The following is an 18,056-nucleotide window of genomic DNA, read 5'->3' as shown; positions in this document are numbered from 1 at the left end:
GGTCGAGGCCGCGCGGGCCGACCCGGGCGCCCTGGAGGCCCTGGTGGCCGACACGGCGGCCCCGGCGGCCGCCCGGGCCCGGGCGCTCCTGGCCCTGGGGCGCGGCGCCGGCCGTTCCCTTTCCCCGCGAACCCGGCTATTCGTGAAGGAGGCCCTGGGGGATCGGGCGGCGCCGGTGCGCCGGGCCGCCGTGCGCCTGGTCCGGGAGGCGGGCGACCGGGCCCTGGAGCGCGAGGTCTTGAAGCGCGTAGCCGAAGATCCCGACCCGGGGGTGCGGGCGGAGGCCCTGGATGCGGTGGAGCGGTGGACCCGGCCGACCCACCTCTACTTCCTGGAGGCGGCCCTCGCCTCGGAACACCCGGAGGTCCGGGCCCGCGCGGTCAGAAACCTGGGGCGCCTCGCCCGACGGGACCTTCGGCCCGACCTCGTGGAGGCGGTCCGACGGACGCTGGAGCGGGGTACGCCTGCCGAGCGGGCCTCGGCCCTCCGGGCCCTGGCCGCGTGGGGGGAGTTGGGCGATGAGGATCTCGCGGCGGTGATCGCGGCCCCGGACGAGGCGGAGTTCGTGCTCCTAGAAGCCCTGGAGGCAGCCCGGGGCCGGGCCGGACCGGCCCTGGCCGACGCCGTGGCCGACGCCTTGGCACGGGCCCCCAGCCTGCGGGCGGCGTGGGCCTGCTACGCCTGGCTCCGGGAGAACGCGCCGGGCCGGGACCCGGAGACCCCTGTCCTGGCCCGGATTCTCGACGGCGAGGTGCGCACGAACCGCGCCCTGGAGGAGTTCGCCCGCCACCTCCAGGCCGCAGGCTACCGCGTGGAGCACGGGAAGGCGGGGTGGAGAGTGTTGAGGAGGCCGTAGGCCGTGCGGATGGATACCGTGCGGACGTTGGGACGTGCGAACGTGCGGACGGGCCAGCGGCCGCCGGTCGTTCGCCGCGGGTCGTTGGTCGTTTGACTGCGCGGACGGACAAACCGTGCGGATGGATACCGTGCGGACGCTAGGACGCGCGGATGTGCGGACGGATCAACTGCCGCGGGTCGTTCGTCGTTTGTCGTTCGTCGAGAGAACTGCCCCCGGCTCAACTGCCGTGAATCGTAAATCGTGAATCGTGAATGGTTTCAACTGCCGCCGACCGTAAGGGGAAACGTTCCACGCCCGACGCCCAACGACGAACGACTTACGACCTGCGACCTACGACCTGCGACCCGCGACCTACGGAAGTTCCCCGACCTACGATTCACGGCCTTTCCCGTCCTACCGTCCCACCGTCCCAACGTCCGCACGCCCCTCACACAAACTGCTTCGCCTTGGCGGCTTCGGCCCGTACCACGTAGGCCACGTCCCAGTTCTCGGCCTCGTCCTCCCCCAGGATCCGGCGCAGCATGGTGGCGAGTTGCTCCTTCTGCTCCGGGGTCAAGAAGCCGAACCGCGCCATCTTCCCTAAGCTCCGAACGGCCTTGCTCCGCACGCCGGCGTACCGGTCCGAGAGTCGGCCCATGAGCCGGTCGAACATCTCGGCGCGAACGGCGGGCTCGATCCGGTCGGGTTTGGCGTGCTCGCAGATCTTCCCCACGGCCCGGGCCGCCGTGTCGCGGATCTCCGGGTTCGGGTCCTCCATGGCCTCGAACAGGAGCGGCAGGGCCCGCACCACCTCGGGATCCCGGATTTTCCCGAACGCGTAAAGCAAAAACACCCGGTCGTCGTCCTTGGTCGCGTTCCGGTAGGCTTCGAGGAGCGGCTCCACCGCGGCGTAGCCCATGCGGCCCAACACGGCCGCGAGGTGAAAGTGGGTCTTGAGGTCCGACTCGGCCAGCATGCCGAGGAGCACCGGGATCACCCGTTCCCGCTGCTCCGCCAGCACCTCCTCCGCCTGCTCCAGTACCGGAATGAGTTCCGGGTGATCCATCGGGTCGATGTAGAAGAGGGCGGCAACGGCCTGGACCGCCTCCTGGAACGCGTCACCTTCCAACTGGGGGAAAAGGTCCGAAAGGCCCTCGAGGCCCTTTTGGATCTTGAACTTATCCTCGCTTTGGAGTTCGGCGATCAAGCGGTCGAGCATGGGGCGTTCCTTTCCGTTGAGAAGGAATGAGGACAAAGGACGGGCCCCAGTCTACCGGTTTCCCGCCGGGATGCAAGGCGCTCAAGGGCGCCCCGGATTGTGCCGAAAGGAACGGGGAACCGGGGCCTCGCCTGCCCCGCGGAGGAGAACCATGACCCAACGGATCCCGTTTCGGCGGCGAACGTTTCTGGTGAAGCAAGGGTTCCAGCTCCGCTGGAGCCTGGCACCCGTGGGAGCCCTGCTGGTGTTCCTTTTGGTCGCCGGGGCGCACGTGTACCGGGGGGCCGAGGAGACGCTTCGGTTCGAGGCCTACCGGCCCCACAGCCGGGTCAAGACCACCTGGGAGCTCGTGGGGCCCCCGACCCTGGAGGCGGCCACCCTGGGCGGCGCGGCGGCGGCCGTGGTGCTGGGAGCATGGGGGCTCCTGTGGTTTCGCAGGTTGCGGCGGGAGTTGGCCGAACTCGCCTCCTGGCTCGAGCGCCGGGCCGAGGAGCCCGGGGCCGAGCCGCCCCGGTTCCGGGACCCCGAGATCCAGTTGCTGGCCGAGGGGCTCGCCCGGGGGGCGGCGCACTGGGAGGCGTGGCACGGCGAACTGGCCGCGGCGTGGGGAAGGTACCGGGAGGCGGTGGCTGCCGCCGAGCCGGACCCGGCGATCGTCCGCGATGCGCTCTCGGAGCTGCGGCGGACGGTGGCGCGGGTGCGGGTGGACGAGGGGGTGCGGTGATGCGCCGGTGGGGGGCGGCCGCCGTCGTTGTGGGGCTCGTTGCGTGGCTGTGCGTCCCTGCGTCCACGGCCCCACCCGAGAACCCCCACGGGTACATGGACCAGGAGGCGAACTGCGGGGGATGCCACCGCATGGAGCCGGACGGGGACGACTGGCTCCTGGATGCTCACATCTTCACCCGATCGGTGGTCGAGATCTGCAAGGAGTGCCATCCCGACGGCGAGATCGGCCGCTCCCACCCCGTGGACGTGGATCCGTACCGGGAACTGGGCCTCAGCGATCTCCCGGACACTCTGCCTCTCCAGTTGGTCGAGGGGGAGCGTGACGAGCTCATGACCTGCGGCACCTGCCACAACCCCCATCTGCCCCGGTTTTCGCCGAAGAAGCTCTACAAGCGCCAGCGCCCGTTTCCGGGGAAAGCGAAGCGGTTCCTGACCTATTTCCTCCGGGTGCGGCCCGACGATCCCCGGGACGGATTCGCGCCGCTGTGCAAGAGTTGCCATCCGAAGATGTAGGGGAGAGTCCCATGGCGTCCGAACCGAAGACCGTCGCCCCTGCCCACACGATCTCGTTTCTCGTGAAGGCCGCGCTCCTTTCGGCCCTGGCGTCGGGCCTGGGCCTGGGGGCTTTGCGCTGGGTGCTCGACCGGCCCCTCGGCCCCGAATACGGCGAGGCGCACCACGCGATCCGGTCGCTCTTGCCGCTGGTGGGGCCGGCGGTGGTGTTCTGCGGGGTGTCGGTGCTCTTGGTGGGTGCGGTGGCCCTGTTGATCCTGGGCGTTCTGGCCTCTCACAAGGTGGCCGGGCCCCTCTTCCGGCTTCAGCGAGTGGCAGGGTTCGTGGAGCGGGGCATCCTGCCGGGCCCGATCCATCTCCGGGCCACCGACCAGGGGGTGGCGCTGGCCGCGGCGCTCAACGTGTTCGTGGATCGCTGGAAGGCGGTGCTCCATGCCGAGGCCGCCCGGGTGGACCGGGTGGAGGAGGCCTGGGAGCGGTGGAGCCATGCCCGGGATCCCCGGGACCGGGCCGAGGCCCTGGAGGAACTCCGCCGGTTGGCCGGATAATGCGGGCACCGCCGTGATCTCGCCTTGACCCGCGGGGGTCGGTTGCACTATGTGAACCGGGCAAAGCCGTTGGTGGCAGGACGGTGGGACGGTAGGACGTGAGGACGCTGGGACGTGAGCACGCTAGGACGGTGGGATGGTGGGACGGTGGGTCGTTCCGTTCGCACGTCCGCGCGTCCCAACGTCCGCACGGTCAAACGACAAACGACCCGCGATCAACGACCCTCGGAAGTTGAAACGATTCACGATTCACGGCAGTTCCCCCGTCCGCACGTCCGCGCGTCCCAACGTCCGCACGGTTTCACGTCCGCACGTCCGCGCATCCCAGCGTTCGCGCGGATGGCCGTCCGCACGGACGGGGGGCTGCGGGGCGCCCGTGTCAGGAGTCGGTGGACAGACCACAGAGGACAGGGGTTCTCTGACCTCTGACTTCTGAATTCTGGCCCCTGACATGGGAGCCGTGCCCACGGGTTGGCCGGCGTGATGACGCCGGAATCCCGAATGTTCTTAGCCGCCTAGCTGCCGAGCAGCCCAGCCGCCTAGCCGAAGTCATTTGGAAGGAGCATTCATGTCCGGGAACGGGTATGTGGAGGAGGTGGTGCGCACCCTGCGCGCCAAGGGGATGAAGATCACGCCCCAGCGGGTGGCCGTGCTCCGGTTCCTGGAGGGGAACCGGGACCACCCCTGCGTGGAAGAGATCCACCGGGCGGTGACCCGGACCTTCCCGACCATTTCCCTCGCCACCATCTACAACACCCTGGAAACCCTGGAAAAGGTCGGGGCCGTCCGGTCGGTGTATGTGGGCACGGGCCGCAGACACTATGACCCCGAAACCCGCCCCCACGACCACGTGGTGTGCGTGCGATGCCGCCGCATCCAGGACGTGTTCCCCGAGGGCCGGCGGTTGGCCCGCATTCCCAGGGACCTCAAAGACAAATTTTCCGACCTTTCCGCCAGCGTGTTGTTCCAAGGCACGTGCGCCGACTGCGGTTCGTCCTCGCCGTCCTGATCGCCCTGGCGGCCGGCAGGGGGCAGGCCCAGGTGGAGGGGATGCTGACCGGCCGGCTGGAGTGGGCGGGGGAGGTCGAGGTCGCGGCCGACGTGTGGGTGGCCCCCGGGGCCGAACTTGTGGTTCGGCCGGGAACCCGCGTGCGCTTCGCCGAGGCCCCGAGCACCAAGACCGATCCCCTCTTTTGGCAGCCCGGCACGGAACTCGCCGTGGGGGGCGTGCTCCGGGTTGAGGGAACCCCGGGTGCCCCGGTGGTGTTCGAGGGCCCGGCCTGGGGCGGACTCGTGGCGGCACCGGGATCCGCCGTGACCCTTCGGCACGGGGTGGTGCGGGGAGCGGAGGAAGGGTTCCTCGTGGTGGGGGCGCTGGCCGAGGTCGAGGGGGTGCGGATCGAAGGGGGGGCAACGGGCGTCGTGGCCGGCCCTGGCGGACGGCTCACGGGCCGGGATCTGGAGGTCCAGGGCAGCGAGGTCGGGATCCTCCGGGCCGGGGGCGAACTCGCAGTGGAGGGGCTTGTGGTGGACGCGGCCGACGCGGGGACCCTGGAGGTGCCGGAAGCCGCGCCCGACGCGGTGCCCTTGGAGCCCCGAGCCGTCGCCGGCCCCCGGGTCGAACTGCTGGGGGAGTACACCGTGGACCGGGACGAGACCTGGTCCGGAGAGGTCGTCGTGTCCGGCCGGGTCACGGTGGTGCCGGAGGCGGTGCTCACACTGGCACCGGGGACCCGGGTGCGGTTCCGGCGGATCGACACGAACGGCGACGGCCTGGGGGAGGGGGAACTCCTCGTCCTGGGCGGCATCCGGAGCCTAGGGACCCTTTCGGCGCCCGTGGTGTTCGAGTCGGCCGAGGCCGAGCCCCGGCCGGGGGACTGGGACAAGGTGAGTCTGATCGCCTCGGAGGACCCCGGGAACCGATTCGCCTACACGGTGTTTCGCCACGGGGTCCAGGCCCTCCACGCCCATTTTTCGGCGATGACCGTGGAGGACTGCCTGTTCGCCGAGAACGTCCGGGCCGTGCAGTTCCAAGAGAGCCCGTCCACGGTCATCCGCCGCAGCGTGTTTTGGAAGAACAAGCAGGCCCTTCGGTTCCGCGACTCCCAGGTCGCCGTGGCCGGGGTCTGGCTGGGCCGAAACCTCTACGGCGTCCACGCGTTTCGCGCCAAGTTGGCGTTTACCGAGGGGGAGCTAACGGCCCACCCGCTGGGAAGCTTTCTCGCGAAGGAAAGCCGGGTCACCCTCGAGCGGGTCCGGTTCTCGGCCGGACGGGACGGGGCGAGGTTCAAGGATCCAGGAGGGGTCGTCGAGATCCGGGCCTGCACGGTTCGCGATGTGGCCCAGGACGCCCTTTCGTTCCAGGAGGTGGAAGCCCGGGTCGAGGGATGCGAGCTCGACGGAGCCGGGCTCGACCTAGTGGGGGCGGACAACGCCGAGGTCGTGCTCCGCCACAACCTCCTCGGCTTCTCGGGCCGGCACGCGATTCACGTGAGCGGCCCGGCCCGGGTGGACGCGCGGTGGAACCGGTGGGGGGGCGACCCGGCCGAGAGGATCCACGACGGAACGGACGAGCCAGGGCTCGGGACCGTACTGTGGGAACCCAAGGAGGAACCATGATCCGGACCGTGGTGGCCGGGGCTCTGATCGCGATCGCCATGGGGGGAGCGTGGGCCGAATCCCTCGACGCGATTCGGACGCGGCTCAGGGCGGAAGCCGGTGTGTGCGAGACCTCCCGGGACGACCGGGACCTTCCCATGGTTGGGCTCGTGGTTCTCCCCGGCGACACCCACGACCGCCTGGCCCGGGACCTGACCGGGCAACCCGAAACGGCCGGTGTGCTCCGCAAGGTGGCGCCGCGGCTGCGGCCGGGTGAGCGGGTGTTCGTACCCCGGGCGCTCCTGTCTCCACTCCTGGCCGACCCGCGGCTCGACGTGCTTCGGCTCGACGAGACCCTCCCCACCCTCTGGCGGCTCGTGCGCACCCGGGTGGACACGAGCGAGGGGGGGACGGCGGTGGCGGTCCGGAACCTCCAACGCCTCAACGGCATCACCGACCCCACGCGACTCCCCAGGGGGGCGCGGATTCTCGTGCCCCGTAGTCTCCTCAAAGGACGGGAGGCCGGCCCGGCTCCCCCCCTGCGGCTTTCTCGCCGGTACCGGGTGAAGGACGTTTCGGGGCTGGGCCGCACCCCGAAGGCGTCCCAGTTCCCGGCGGCACTGAGGCGCCGGCTGCGGGGCAGGCGCGTCTGGAAGCGTCAGCTTCTCCCCCGGAAACCCGACCTGGTGGTGATCCACACCACCGAGCACGGGGGGGCGCCGTTCGAAAACGTGGCGGCCTATATCCGGCGCAAACGCCTGGCCAACTACCTCATCGGACCCGACGGCACGGTGTACGAGATCGTGCCCGACCGGTACCGGGCCCACGGCTGCGGCCAGAGCCTCTGGGAAGGGCGTTACGAGGTGGACTTTAACGCGATCAACGTGGAGGTGTACGCGGACACCCGCGCGGGAGACGACATCCGCCCGGCCCAATACGAGGCGCTTCGGGCCCTTTTGGCCACCCTCCGGGGCCGGTATCCGGGCCTCCACGAGGGCCGGGTGGTGACCCACCGGATGGTGGCCTTGAACTACGCCACGGGTATGCGGGCGCGAAAGGGGGACCCCTACCGGTTCGACTGGGCCCAGGCCGGGCTCCCCGACAACAGCCAGATGATCGACCAGGACGTGCTCGTGGGTCGGGCAAAGCCGTGCTACGACCCCCGTTACGCCGACCGGGTGACCGAAGGCCAGGAGGCCGCCGCCCGCATGGGCGAGCTGTGAAGCGGCTGGGCGGCTGGGCAGCTCGGCGGTCAACGGCCGTTCGTCGGAGGTCGCGGGTCGTACGTCGTAGGTCGTTGGACTTCTGTGAGTCGTAGGTCGTAGGTCGTAGGTCGCAGGTCGTTGGTCGTGCGCAGTTGAAGTTGAACGATTCACGATTCACGATTCGCGATTCACGGCAGTTCCCCCGTCCGCACGTCCCAGCGTTAGCACGGTGAAGCGACTTGCGGTAGTTGACGGCCGTTCTCTCGACAAACGACAAACGACCAACGACCCGCGGCAGTTGTCCTTCCGCACGTCCACGCGTCCTAACGTTCGCGCGGTGGAACGACCTGCGGCAGTGCAAAAAAACGGCCTCGGGCCAGGAGGAAAGCCCGAGGTCGCGAACCCGCGGCCCGGAAAGGAGGGGAAAACAGGCCGCGGGGGAACGCTCCCTATATCAGTATAACCAGCCTCTTCCCGTAGGGAACCCCCGAATCGCTTCGGGGAGTTTTGGGGGCGTCGTTTTCCCGTGACGACAGGTGCGCTTCATGTCACCTCCCCGGAGCGTCCCGGGTCGGGTCGAACGGCCCGAGGCCGTCGGCGCCGAAGGTGAAGGAGAGGATCCGGGTGGTGCCGGTGTGGCGGCCGCTCGCGTAGTTCTCCTCGTGGAACGGCACGAGCACCCCGTCGACCTTGCGGAAGTCGGCATACTCCGTGGCGAAGGGGGCCGCGTGCCCGGGCGCCCGGAGCACCCCCTCCACCCGGTCGACCCGGCGGGTCACCGCGTTCACCCAGAACACAAGGTCGAGTTCCATGGACCAGGGAAGGCCCACGAGGCGGTACGTTTGGCCGTTTCGGGTGCGGTTGCCGCGATCCTCCAGGAGCTTGCGGTGGTGGGTGAACACCCACGGGATGGCCGAACGGAGGAGTTGATAGCGCATGGCCAGGAGGGGGAGTCCCCCCACCCGCTGAAGCTGGCCCGCATCTCCCCTCCAGCCCCGGGCACCGTTGAGAACGCGCACCTCGGTGGACCGGGGGTAGGCGATCTCGACCCGGAGCTTGTCGGGTGCCCGAAACTCCCGGACCATCCGGCCGACCTGGCCCCGGAGCCGGGCCGTGATCTCGGCCTCCGCCCGGAACGCCTCCATCCGGGCGGCCGCCCGGGGGCCGCCGTAAGCCGCGACCACCGAGTCGAGAAGCGCCGGGAGGTTCCCGGCCCCGGCCGGAACCGCGAGCAATCCGAAGAAAAGCAGGGCGAACGCAAACCGGATCACGGCAGATCTCCCAGTCCCAGCACCCGGGCGAGGTTGTCCCCCAGGACGGCGGCGCGCTCGTCGGCGGTGAGGCCGGCCGCTTCCATGTCCTTCAGGTACCGGGGAAGCCCGAGGAGCGGGTAGTCGCTTCCGAACACGAGCCGGTCGGCGCCGGCGATGTGCAGGAGTCGCCGATACACGTCGGGCTTGTAGAGGAACGGTCCGGCCGCCGTGTCGTACCACACGTTGTGGAGCACCTCGTCGGCCTCCCGCCGGAGGAGGTGGTACACGAAAAGCCCGCCGCCCCAATGGGCCAGGATCCAGCGGGTGCGCGGGTGGGCCCGCACCAGCGCGTAGATGTCCTCGAGGCCCATGGGGGCTTTGCCCGGATACGCGTGACCCACGGCCTCGTTGGTGTGGAGGAGCACCGGGACCCCGGCCTCGGCCGCCAGTTCGGCCAGGGGGCCTAGGGCGGCCCGCACATCGGCCCCGAGCCCGGCGCCGTAGGTGGCGATCTCCCCCAGGCCCCGGGCCCCGGCGGCCAGGCACCGCTCGGCCTCCCGCAGGGCGGCCCGGCCCCGCAGGGGGTTCACGCAGGCGAAGGGCACGATCCGGGCCGGGAACCGGGCCGCGGCGTCGAGCACGTAGTCGTCGCACAGCCGGGTTTTGCCGTCGTCGTTCCAGGGGAACCCGAACGCCACGGCGGCCTGGATGCCGTTTTCGTCGAGGTAGGCCACGAGCTCGGTCGCCCCCACGAGCCGGGCCTTGGGGTCCTCGTAGAGGAGACGAAAGTCGGGTTCGCCTCCGAAGAATGCCTCCCGGTCGGCCCGGAGTTCCGGGGGCGCGATGTGGGTGTGGGCGTCGAGGATCATCCCGTTTTTCCTGAAAAACGTGTATCTTTTGCCGCGATCATACCGGCCGCTCCGGCCGGTGTCCACAGCCGCCGGGCGGCCAGAGCCAGAACCGCGGTGGAGGCCACCCGTCCCACGTCCAGCGCGGCCGCCCCGGCCACCACCCCCACCCAGTCGAATCCGGCGATCCCCACGCACAGGCCGAGGCCGATCGCGGCCACTTCGGCCGCGGTCGAGGTGGTGACCGGGCCCGTGCGGCCCCCGTGCACGAACAACGCCCGGAGGAACGAGAGCGCCACCGTGAGGGCCGGCACCGGCACCAGGAGGGCCGCGGGCACGAACGCGAGGGCGGCGAGATCGGGCCGAAGGCCCGACACCCCTTCGAACCAGAACCGGGCGAGGGGGGTGAGGGCCACCAGGCCGAGCCCCAGGGACGTGGCGGCCCCGAGCCCCGCGGCGAACCGCCGAAGCGGCCGGTATCCCTCTCGGCCCTCCCCCAAAAGCGCGATCGCCACTTCCTGGAACGAAAGTCCGAGACAACTGAACAGGAACACGAGCGAGCGCACCACCGGGAACACGGCCAGGCTCGCCACCGGCTCCCGCGCCCGGGCCAAAAAGAACGTGATCGTGGGATGCACGGCCAGGGTGAGGAGGGTGCTCAGGGCCAGCGGCAGGTAGAACCGGGCGATGTCCCGGTACCCCGGGGGCGGGGCGGCCGCCGGCACCTCCCGCAGCTCCGCCAGGGGTTTCCCGGTCATGAGCCGCACGGCCAGGGCCTCGGCCGTGACCCCGGCCGAGAGGGCGGCGGCCCCCACGAGGGCCCCGGCCAGGCCCGTCGGGGCCAGCGCCAGGGCGGTGGCCGCCATGCCGGCGAGCCGCACGGCCGTGCCCAGGCCGACCCGCCGGGTGCGGCCGACCCGGATGAGCACTCCCTGGAGGAACCGGCGGTACCCGATGACCCCGGGCCAGGGCAGGAGGAGCACGAGGGCCGGGTGGGCGAGCCGGGCCACCGGCGCCGGGAGCCCGAAGAGATCGTCGGCCAGCACCCGGAACACCGGGGGGAGCACGGCGACGGCCAGGGCGGCCGTGACCAGGGCGGAAAGCCCGTAGCTGAACCGCCGGAGCCGCTCGGTGGACGGGGCGTCCCGGGCCAGGGCCGTCACGGCCGCCATCAGCATGATCACCGGAGCCTCGAACACCAGGGCCAGGGAAAAGGCCACCCCGAAGGCGGCCAGGTTTTCCTTGGGCGCGGGGAGCCTGGCCACCACCGCGGCCAGGAACGGCCCCTCCACGCTCATCATGATCCAGGTGGCGGCGAGCGGGGCCCAGAAGGCGGCGATGCGGCGGGCGGTGAGCTGGGACGAATCGGGCGTCATGGTCTCCTCGGAAGGGAAGGGGAGGCTACCAACCCGGCGCCCCCTGTAGCAAGGCCACGGGTGGTGTGATCCCTCGGTCATTTTCCCCCTTGCAACGGTGAGGGCGGAGCGTATGATTCGCGCCGAATCGGCACGCCGGGAGCGCGGGCAACCTCCCTTCCACCCGCCAAAAACGGGGCGATCGTGAGTCTCCCCCGCGCTTCCGCCGGGGCGGCCGGTTCGGGTACACCTATTGGAGGCTCGCCATGCGGATCGCCCTTGCCTACAACGCCAAGCCCGGCGTGCGCACCGAGATCGCCCGGCTTCGGCCCGAGTTCCTCGTTCCCGAAGACGAAGACGAACCGCCGGATCGCGGCGGCGTGGGCACCGACGAGGACGCCTACGCCGAATGGGACACCTCGGAAACCATCCTGGCGGTGGCCGACGCCCTGGCCCAGCGGGCCGAGGTGCGCCTCGTGGAGGCCCGGGACGGGTTCCCCGAACGGGTGCGCCGGGCCGCGCCGGACCTCGTGTTCAACATGGCCGAGGGGCTCCACGGCCCGAGCCGTGAGGCCCAAGTCCCGGCCGTCCTCGAACTCCTTCGCATCCCGTACACCGGTTCCGACCCCCTGACCCTGGCCGTGTGCCTCGACAAGGCCTGGACCAAGGCCGTGCTGGCCCATGCCGGCGTGGCCACGGCGCCGTTTGCCGTGCTGGAGGGGCCCGACGAGGTCTCGCGGGCCGGGGAAGTCGGGTTCCCGGCCATCGTGAAGCCCGCCTGGGAGGGGTCGAGCAAGGGCATCCGCGACGACCAGGTGGTCCGCACCCCGGCCGAGCTCGCCGCGCGGGTGGGGCGGGTCTGGGACACGTACCGCCAGCCCGTGGTCGTGGAGAAGTTCCTCACGGGCCGGGAGTTCACGGTGGCGATCCTGGGGAACGGCGCGGACCTCCGGGTGCTCCCCCCCGTGGAGATCCGGTTCGACGACCTGCCCGCCGGGGCGAACCCGGTGTATTCCTGGGAGGCGAAATGGGTCTGGGACCGGCCCGAGGCCCCCCTGGACCTCTTCGAGTGCCCGGCCCGGCTCTCCCCGGCGGAGGCCGCGGAGATCGAGGACCTCTGCCGCCGCACGGCCCGGGCCCTACGCCTCAGGGACTGGGCCCGGATCGACCTGCGCATGGACGAGCGGGGCCGCTTGCACGTGCTCGAGGTGAACCCCCTGCCCGGGGTGCTCCCGCGCCCCGAGGACAACTCGTGCTACCCCAAGGCCGCCCGGGCCGCCGGGTTCGACTACCCGTCCATGATCTGGGCCGTGGCGGAGGCCGCCTGCCGCCGGCTCGGGCTGGAGCCCCCCCGATGAGGCCCGTGGTTCTTCTCCACAACGCCGTTCCCCCCGGAGCCGACCCCTCGGAGGCCGGGGTGCTCGACGAGGTCGCCGACGTCCGGGAGGCCCTGCGGGCCGCGGGCACCGAGGCCGAGGTCCTGGGGATCTCCCCCGCCGACGCCCTCCAACGCCTGGCCGAGCTCGCCCGCCGCCCGGAGCGGCCCGTGGTGGTGAACCTCTGCGAGGGGCTCGGGGGGGAGGCCTTGCATGAGGTGACGGTGGCCGGGATCCTCGAGGTGCTGGGAATCCCCTTCACCGGCAACTCCCCCCGGTCGCTCGCCTGGTGCCTCGACAAGCGAGTGGCCAAGGCCGTGCGCGGTGCGGCCGGGGTGTCCACCCCCCAGGCCCGGGTGTTCCGGGCCCTGCCGAAACTGAGGGCCCTCGAGGGGCTCACGTTTCCCCGGGTGGTGAAGCCGAGTCGCGAGGACGCGAGCCTCGGGGTGGACCAGGGGGCCCTGGTGCACACCCCGGAGGCCCTTCGGGACCGGGTGGCCTGGTGCCTCAAGACCTTCCGCCAGCCGGTCCTGGCCGAGGCCTTCGCGCGCTCGGCCCCGCCGACCCGGGGCCGCTTCTCGAGATCGTACGGGCCACGGGGGTGTTCCGGCCCGAGGAGGTCGAGGTGGCCGCGGAGGTGCTTTCGGCCGCGGCCGAGCGGGGCGAGGCCTCGGGGTATAGGTGCCGGGTGGCCGAGGGGCCGGAAGGGCCCGTGGGGTTCGCCTGCTACGGCCCCACCCCCTGCACCCGGGGCACCTACGACCTCTATTGGATCGCGGTGGCCCCCCGGGCCCAGGGCCGGGGCGTGGCCCGGCGGCTTCTCGAGGCCGTCATCGCCGAGGCCCGGGCCGAAGGCGGCCGGCTCCTCGTGGCCGAGACCTCCGGCACCCCGGCCTACGGCCCGGCCCACCGGCTCTACGAGGCCTGCGGGTTTCGGCTCGCGGCCCGCATCGACGACTTCTATCTTCCCGGGGACGCGAAACTCGTGTTCGTGCGTTCCCTCGGAGTTCCGCCCTCACCCTAGCCCACAAGGAGGCAACCGACGATGGAACAGTGGCGGAAGCTCCTCGCCTCGGCGGTCCGGGAGCCGAGGCAGCTCCAGCGCCTTTTCCCGGAGCTGGACGTGGCCGCCCTCGAACGGGTGGTCGAGAAGTACCCGATGTGCGTGAACCCGTACTACCTGAGCCTGGTGGGATCGCCCGACGACCCGATCGGGCGGCAGGCCATCCCCCACCCGGCGGAGCTCGAGCGGTGGGTGGCCGTGGAGGACCCGCTCGCCGAGGAGAGCATGAGCCCGGTGCCGTGCCTGGTGCACCGGTACCCGGACCGGGCGCTCTTCCTGGTGACGACCCGGTGCGCCATGTACTGCCGGTTTTGCACCCGCAAGCGCAAGGTGGGCGAGGACCACCCCGTCACCCGGGAGATGCGGCGGGAGGCCCTGGAGTACATCCGGCGCACGCCGGAGATCCGCGACGTGATCGTGTCGGGCGGGGATCCGTTCCTCCTGGACGACGAGGATCTGGACGAGGTGCTCCGGGGGGTTCGGAGCATCCCCCACGTGGAGATCGTCCGGATCGGCACCCGGGTCCCGTGCACCCTGCCCCAGCGGGTGACCCCCCGGCTCGTGGCGGTGCTCAAGCGCTATCACCCCCTCTACGTGAACGTGCACTTCGAGCACCCCCGGGAGGTCACCCCGGAGGCCCAGCGGGCCCTGCGGCGGCTCGCCGACGCCGGGATTCCCCTGGGCAACCAGTCGGTTCTGCTGCGGGGGGTGAACGACGACCCCCGGGTCTTCCGGGAGCTCAACCAAAAGCTCCTTGCCTGTCGGGTCCGGCCGTATTACCTGTACCAGGCTGATCTCGTGGCGGGAACGGAGCACTTCCGAACCCCGGTGGAAACCGGGATCCGGGTGATCGAGGGCCTGCGGGGCCACACCTCCGGGCTCGCGGTGCCCCAGTTCGTGATCGACGGCCCCGGAGGCGCCGGGAAGATCCCGCTCCTGCCCGAGTACGTGGTGGAGCGGACGGCCGAGCGGGTTGTGCTCCGGAACTACTGCGGTAAGGTGACCCTCTATCCCGAGGTGCCGCTGGGGCCCGGGGAGGCCGAGGCGTCGGCGGCGACGGTGGGCTTCTGAGAAAGGGAGGATGCGACGATGAAGATCCGTTGGGTTGCGGCGGTGGCGGTGGCGGGCCTCGCGCTCGCCGGGTGCGGGGTGTCGAAGCAGATCGTGGCCGAGAAGGACGCGGCCCTGACCGCCTGCCAGAAGGACCTCGAGGCCTGCCGGGGCGAGCGGGCGGCGGCCCAGGCCGAGGCCGACCGGCTCAAGGCAGACCTCTCGGGGGCCCGAGCCGCGGCCGACAGGACGAAAGCGGATCTCGAGGCCTGCCGGAAGGACGCGGCCGCCAAGGGCGAGGAGGCGGCCGGCCTCAAGGCCGAGCTCGACCGGTGCCGGGCCGACGCCGAGGCGGCGAAGCGCCGGGCCGAGGAGCTGGAGCGCCGGGAGGCCGAGCTGCGGGAGAAGCTCAAGGCCGAGATCGAGGCCAAGAACGTGGAGATCGAGCGGCTCAAGGGCCGGCTCGAGGTCCGGGTGCTGGACGGCATCCTCTTTCCCTCGGGAAGCGCCGACATCCTGCCCGAGGGGAAATCGGTGCTCGACCGGATCGCCGAGGTGCTCAAGAACGACCGGGGGCTCGTGCGGGTGGAGGGCCACACCGACAACGTGCCCATCGGTCCCAACCTCAAGGACAAGTACTTCTCCAACTGGGAACTCTCGGCCGCACGGGCCGCGAGCGTGGTGCGCTACTTCCAGTATGCCCACGGCATCGACCCCAAGCGCCTCGAGGTGGTGGGCCTGAGCGCCTTCCACCCCGTGGACACCAACGACACCCCCGAGGGCCGGCAGCGAAACCGCCGGGTCCAGATCGTGCTGACCGCCCAATAACGTGTTGCCGGGGGGCGGCGACGCCGCCCCCCGGGACTCCCTCCCATGCCGAACTTGCCGTCCGATAGGCCCCGCGCCGGGCCGGGCGGGCCCCGGCCGGCCCTGGGCACGTTCCTCGGGGTGTACCTGCCCACGGTGCTCACGATCCTGGGGGTGATCCTCTACCTCCGGCTCGGGTGGGTCGTGGGCCACGCCGGGCTCTGGGCGTCGCTCGGGATCGTGGTGCTCGCGAACGGCATCACGCTCCTCACCTCCTGGTCGCTCGCGGCCATCGCGACGAACGGCAAGGTTGGGATCGGCGGGGCCTACTTCATCATCTCCCGCAGCCTGGGGCTCGAGGTGGGGGGCGCCATCGGGCTGCCGCTCTTCCTCTCCCAGGCCCTGAGCGTCACCCTGTACGCCTACGGCCTGGCGGAATCCCTGACCTTCGTGTGGCCCGAGATCCCGGTGCCGGCGGCGGCGTTCGCCATCGTCGCGGCGGTGGCCCTGTTGGCGCTCGGGGGCGCCGCGGCGGCCCTGCGGGCCCAACTTCCCATCCTCGGGCTGATCGGGCTTTCCCTCGCGGCCCTCCTGGCCGGCGCCGTGGCCGAACCCCGGGGCAGCCTGGGCCTGGGCCCCTCGGGCGAGGTGCCGTTCTGGACGGCCTTTGCCGTGTTCTTCCCGGCCGTCACCGGCATCATGGCCGGGCTCGGGCTGTCCGGGGACCTCCAGGACCCCCGGCGGGCGATCCCCCGGGGCACCCTGGCCGCCTGGGCCACGGGGTTCGCCGTGTACCTGGCCACGCCGTTTCTCCTGGCCTGGGCCGTACCCGCCGAGGACCTCCGGTCCGATCCCCTGGTCTGGACCCGGGTGGCCGTGCTGGGCGCCTGGCTCGTCTTTCCGGGGCTCTGGGGCGCCATCTTCTCCTCGGCCGTGGGGTCGGTGCTCGGCGCGCCCCGCACGCTCCAGGCCATGGCCCTGGACGGCCTGGTGCCCCGGTGGCTCGCCCGGCGAAGCCGGCGGCTGGGGGAGCCCGTGGCCGGGCTCGCGGTCACGGCGGGGTTGGCCCTGGGGGCGACCTTCCTCGGGGAGCTCAACCTGGTGGCCGAGGTCGTGTCCATGTTCTTCCTCACGGTCTACGGCACCGTGAACCTGGTGGCCGCCCTGGAGGGGCTCTCGGGCGACCCCTCGTGGCGGCCCCAGGTGCGGGTGCCCTGGGCCCTGAGCCTCGCCGGGGCGCTCGGGTGCCTCGGGGTCATGGTGCTGATCAATCCGGTGGCGAGCGCCGTGGCCGTGGTGGCCGAGGGGGGGCTGTGGCTCACCTTCCGCCGCCGGGAGCACCGGGCCGCCTGGGGCGACGTGCGCCGGGGACTCCTGGAGGCCCTGGTGCGCTGGTGCCTGGTGCGGCTTTCGAACCTGCCCGTGACCCCGCGGAGCTGGCGGCCCCACATCCTGCTCTTCGTGGAGCGGGTGGAGGAGCGGCTCGACCTCGTACGGTTCGCCACCTGGTTCACCCAGGAGCGGGGCCTCGTGACCGTGTGCGAGATGTGGGAGGAGGCCGAGGAGCTGCCCGGCGATCCCCTGGAGCGGCGGGCCGAGATCGACCGCGTGCTCCGGGCCGAGGGCCTCGTGGCCTTCGGCGAGGTGGACGTGGTGCCCTCGGTGGAGCAGGGGCTCTTCGCCGTGGCCCAGGCCAACGGCATGGCCGGTATCGCGAGCAACACCCTGATGCTCGGCTGGCCCCAGGACCCCGACCGGCTCGCGGCCTGGCTCCGGGTGGCCACAAGGCTCGAGCCCATGCACAAATCGCTCATCCTGGGGCGGGCCGAGCCGCCGTGCCCCCGGCGGTCCCAGCCCGAGGTCCACGTGTGGTGGGGCGGGCTCGAGCGAAACGGCGACCTCATGCTCCTCCTGGCCTACCTCCTCACCCGGAACCCCGAGTGGCGCCGCTCCACGATCCGGGTGCTGAGCATCGCCTCCAACGAGATGATGCGCGAGGCCACTGAGCGGAACCTCCGGCTTCTCATGCCGGAAATCCGGATCGAGGCCGAGGTGGAGGTGCTCCTGCGGCCGGCCGGCGGCACGGTGGCCGAGATGATCGCCGAACGAAGCGGCGAGGCCGACGTCGTGTTCCTCGGGCTTGCGCTCCCGAAGCCCGGGGACGAGGCCGCCTACGCCCAGCGCCTGACGGCCCTGGCCGCGGGGCTTCGCACCTTCTTCTTCGTCCGAAACGGGAGCGTGTTCGTGGGGGACCTCGTGCTCCCCGAGCCGGCCACACCGGAGGAAGAACCCCCGGCCGAGGAGCCAGCGGACGAGGTCTGAGCGGCGAAGACCCTGCCCCCGGTACAAAGCTCGGGAAACGTATGCCCAAACGAGAGGCCTTCGCCCAGCGGGTGCGGGCAGGGGCCGTTGTGGGGGAGACCGCCATGCGTTTCCCGGTGGGCCGCGAGAGGGCCTGACCATGGACCGCAGACCGGCAACCGTGGACCGAAGTTTCTCGGAGGAAGGAAACAAAATGAGGTTCTTCCGGCAAATCGTTAGGTGCCCGGGGGTGGAGGTCGAGCAACCCCTTTCGACATGATCGCCATGGTTCCAAAGAAAGAGTCGCCGCCATGCGGCCGATCCTGTGGGTTGGAACCACCTACACGATCGGAGGT

Annotated in this window: 16 protein-coding genes; 12 read left to right on the top strand and 4 right to left on the bottom strand. The window is 71.3% G+C overall.

The genetic code is table 11. The features are described 5' to 3' along the window. Positions 1 to 856, top strand: an 856-nt coding sequence (locus tag ACY0I8_RS10330; protein ID WP_461394679.1) for a HEAT repeat domain-containing protein, incomplete at its 5' end; no start/stop codon positions are given. 430 nt (positions 857 to 1,286) lie between these two features. On the opposite strand, the gene ACY0I8_RS10325 is transcribed toward ACY0I8_RS10330, so the two are convergent. Beyond that, entirely contained in the window at positions 1,287 to 2,057 is a 771-nt protein-coding gene (locus ACY0I8_RS10325; RefSeq protein ID WP_459942713.1) for a HEAT repeat domain-containing protein, read from the bottom strand. A 151-nt stretch (positions 2,058 to 2,208) separates the two neighbouring features. Here ACY0I8_RS10325 and ACY0I8_RS10320 point away from each other — a divergent pair, with 151 nt between their 5' ends. The 6 genes from ACY0I8_RS10320 to ACY0I8_RS10295 all read left to right on the top strand — a co-directional run bounded on the left by ACY0I8_RS10320 (position 2,209) and on the right by ACY0I8_RS10295 (position 7,665). After that, a complete protein-coding gene (locus ACY0I8_RS10320; RefSeq protein ID WP_459942712.1) occupies positions 2,209 to 2,781 on the top strand; it encodes a hypothetical protein in 573 nt (190 codons plus the stop codon). Then, positions 2,781 to 3,296: a hypothetical protein gene (locus ACY0I8_RS10315; protein WP_459942711.1), complete on the top strand. Its 516-nt coding sequence runs from the start codon at positions 2,781 to 2,783 to the stop codon at positions 3,294 to 3,296. Before ACY0I8_RS10320 ends, ACY0I8_RS10315 begins: the two co-directional genes overlap by 1 nt. Before the next feature lie 11 nt (positions 3,297 to 3,307). Further along, complete coding sequence (locus ACY0I8_RS10310) at positions 3,308 to 3,844, top strand: hypothetical protein (protein ID WP_459942710.1); 537 nt, start codon at positions 3,308 to 3,310, stop codon at positions 3,842 to 3,844. 568 nt (positions 3,845 to 4,412) lie between these two features. Next, entirely contained in the window at positions 4,413 to 4,853 is a 441-nt protein-coding gene (locus ACY0I8_RS10305; RefSeq protein WP_459942709.1) for a Fur family transcriptional regulator, read from the top strand. After that, entirely contained in the window at positions 4,820 to 6,463 is a 1,644-nt protein-coding gene (locus ACY0I8_RS10300) for a hypothetical protein (RefSeq protein ID WP_459942708.1), read from the top strand. Before ACY0I8_RS10305 ends, ACY0I8_RS10300 begins: the two co-directional genes overlap by 34 nt. Then, entirely contained in the window at positions 6,460 to 7,665 is a 1,206-nt protein-coding gene (locus ACY0I8_RS10295; RefSeq protein WP_459942707.1) for an N-acetylmuramoyl-L-alanine amidase, read from the top strand. Before ACY0I8_RS10300 ends, ACY0I8_RS10295 begins: the two co-directional genes overlap by 4 nt. Positions 7,666 to 8,195: 530 nt before the next feature. Here ACY0I8_RS10295 and ACY0I8_RS10290 read toward each other — a convergent pair. Genes ACY0I8_RS10290 through ACY0I8_RS10280 form a run of 3 tightly spaced genes read right to left on the bottom strand, consistent with a single transcriptional unit; the run spans position 8,196 to position 11,124 of the window. Beyond that, entirely contained in the window at positions 8,196 to 8,918 is a 723-nt protein-coding gene (locus tag ACY0I8_RS10290) for a LolA family protein (protein ID WP_459942706.1), read from the bottom strand. Beyond that, positions 8,915 to 9,769: an amidohydrolase family protein gene (locus tag ACY0I8_RS10285; RefSeq protein WP_459942705.1), complete on the bottom strand. Its 855-nt coding sequence runs from the start codon at positions 9,767 to 9,769 to the stop codon at positions 8,915 to 8,917. The genes ACY0I8_RS10290 and ACY0I8_RS10285 overlap by 4 nt, the downstream gene beginning before the upstream one ends. Then, positions 9,766 to 11,124: a hypothetical protein gene (locus tag ACY0I8_RS10280; RefSeq protein ID WP_459942704.1), complete on the bottom strand. Its 1,359-nt coding sequence runs from the start codon at positions 11,122 to 11,124 to the stop codon at positions 9,766 to 9,768. The genes ACY0I8_RS10285 and ACY0I8_RS10280 overlap by 4 nt, the downstream gene beginning before the upstream one ends. 245 nt (positions 11,125 to 11,369) lie before the next feature. On the opposite strand from ACY0I8_RS10280, the gene ACY0I8_RS10275 reads away from it, so the two are divergent. The 5 genes from ACY0I8_RS10275 to ACY0I8_RS10255 all read left to right on the top strand — a co-directional run bounded on the left by ACY0I8_RS10275 (position 11,370) and on the right by ACY0I8_RS10255 (position 17,721). Then, positions 11,370 to 12,461, top strand: coding sequence for a D-alanine--D-alanine ligase family protein (locus ACY0I8_RS10275; protein ID WP_459942703.1), 1,092 nt, complete (start codon positions 11,370 to 11,372; stop codon positions 12,459 to 12,461). Between the two features lie 520 nt (positions 12,462 to 12,981). Further along, positions 12,982 to 13,503 carry a GNAT family N-acetyltransferase gene (locus tag ACY0I8_RS10270; RefSeq protein WP_461394678.1) on the top strand — a complete coding sequence of 174 codons (522 nt, stop codon included), beginning with the start codon at positions 12,982 to 12,984 and terminating at the stop codon, positions 13,501 to 13,503. 21 nt (positions 13,504 to 13,524) lie between these two features. Continuing rightward, the gene (locus ACY0I8_RS10265) at positions 13,525 to 14,613 is read left to right on the top strand and encodes a KamA family radical SAM protein (RefSeq protein WP_459942701.1); all 1,089 of its coding nucleotides are present in this window, start codon (positions 13,525 to 13,527) and stop codon (positions 14,611 to 14,613) included. An 18-nt stretch (positions 14,614 to 14,631) separates the two neighbouring features. Further along, a complete protein-coding gene (locus ACY0I8_RS10260) occupies positions 14,632 to 15,420 on the top strand; it encodes an OmpA/MotB family protein (protein WP_459942700.1) in 789 nt (262 codons plus the stop codon). A gap of 45 nt (positions 15,421 to 15,465) precedes the next feature. Next, positions 15,466 to 17,721, top strand: a complete 2,256-nt coding sequence (locus ACY0I8_RS10255; protein WP_459942200.1) for an APC family permease — start codon at positions 15,466 to 15,468, stop codon at positions 17,719 to 17,721. The last annotated feature ends 335 nt before the right edge of the window (positions 17,722 to 18,056 follow it).

The sequence above is a fragment of the Deferrisoma sp. genome, assembly GCF_054681715.1.
Note: the sequence above shows the minus strand (reverse complement) of the source record. Positions and strands in the feature narration are given on the sequence as shown.

Excerpts from the sequence above, each read along its gene's own strand:
- ACY0I8_RS10315 (WP_459942711.1), top strand. The coding sequence starts at position 2,781 with ATGCGCCGGTGGGGGGCGGCCGCCGTCGTTGTGGGGCTCGTTGCGTGG.
- ACY0I8_RS10260 (WP_459942700.1), top strand. The coding sequence starts at position 14,632 with ATGAAGATCCGTTGGGTTGCGGCGGTGGCGGTGGCGGGCCTCGCGCTC.
- ACY0I8_RS10280 (WP_459942704.1), bottom strand. The coding sequence starts at position 11,124 with ATGACGCCCGATTCGTCCCAGCTCACCGCCCGCCGCATCGCCGCCTTC.
- ACY0I8_RS10325 (WP_459942713.1), bottom strand. The coding sequence starts at position 2,057 with ATGCTCGACCGCTTGATCGCCGAACTCCAAAGCGAGGATAAGTTCAAG.
- ACY0I8_RS10285 (WP_459942705.1), bottom strand. The coding sequence starts at position 9,769 with ATGATCCTCGACGCCCACACCCACATCGCGCCCCCGGAACTCCGGGCC.
- ACY0I8_RS10320 (WP_459942712.1), top strand. The coding sequence starts at position 2,209 with ATGACCCAACGGATCCCGTTTCGGCGGCGAACGTTTCTGGTGAAGCAA.
- ACY0I8_RS10275 (WP_459942703.1), top strand. The coding sequence starts at position 11,370 with ATGCGGATCGCCCTTGCCTACAACGCCAAGCCCGGCGTGCGCACCGAG.
- ACY0I8_RS10255 (WP_459942200.1), top strand. The coding sequence starts at position 15,466 with ATGCCGAACTTGCCGTCCGATAGGCCCCGCGCCGGGCCGGGCGGGCCC.
- ACY0I8_RS10265 (WP_459942701.1), top strand. The coding sequence starts at position 13,525 with ATGGAACAGTGGCGGAAGCTCCTCGCCTCGGCGGTCCGGGAGCCGAGG.
- ACY0I8_RS10295 (WP_459942707.1), top strand. The coding sequence starts at position 6,460 with ATGATCCGGACCGTGGTGGCCGGGGCTCTGATCGCGATCGCCATGGGG.
- ACY0I8_RS10310 (WP_459942710.1), top strand. The coding sequence starts at position 3,308 with ATGGCGTCCGAACCGAAGACCGTCGCCCCTGCCCACACGATCTCGTTT.
- ACY0I8_RS10305 (WP_459942709.1), top strand. The coding sequence starts at position 4,413 with ATGTCCGGGAACGGGTATGTGGAGGAGGTGGTGCGCACCCTGCGCGCC.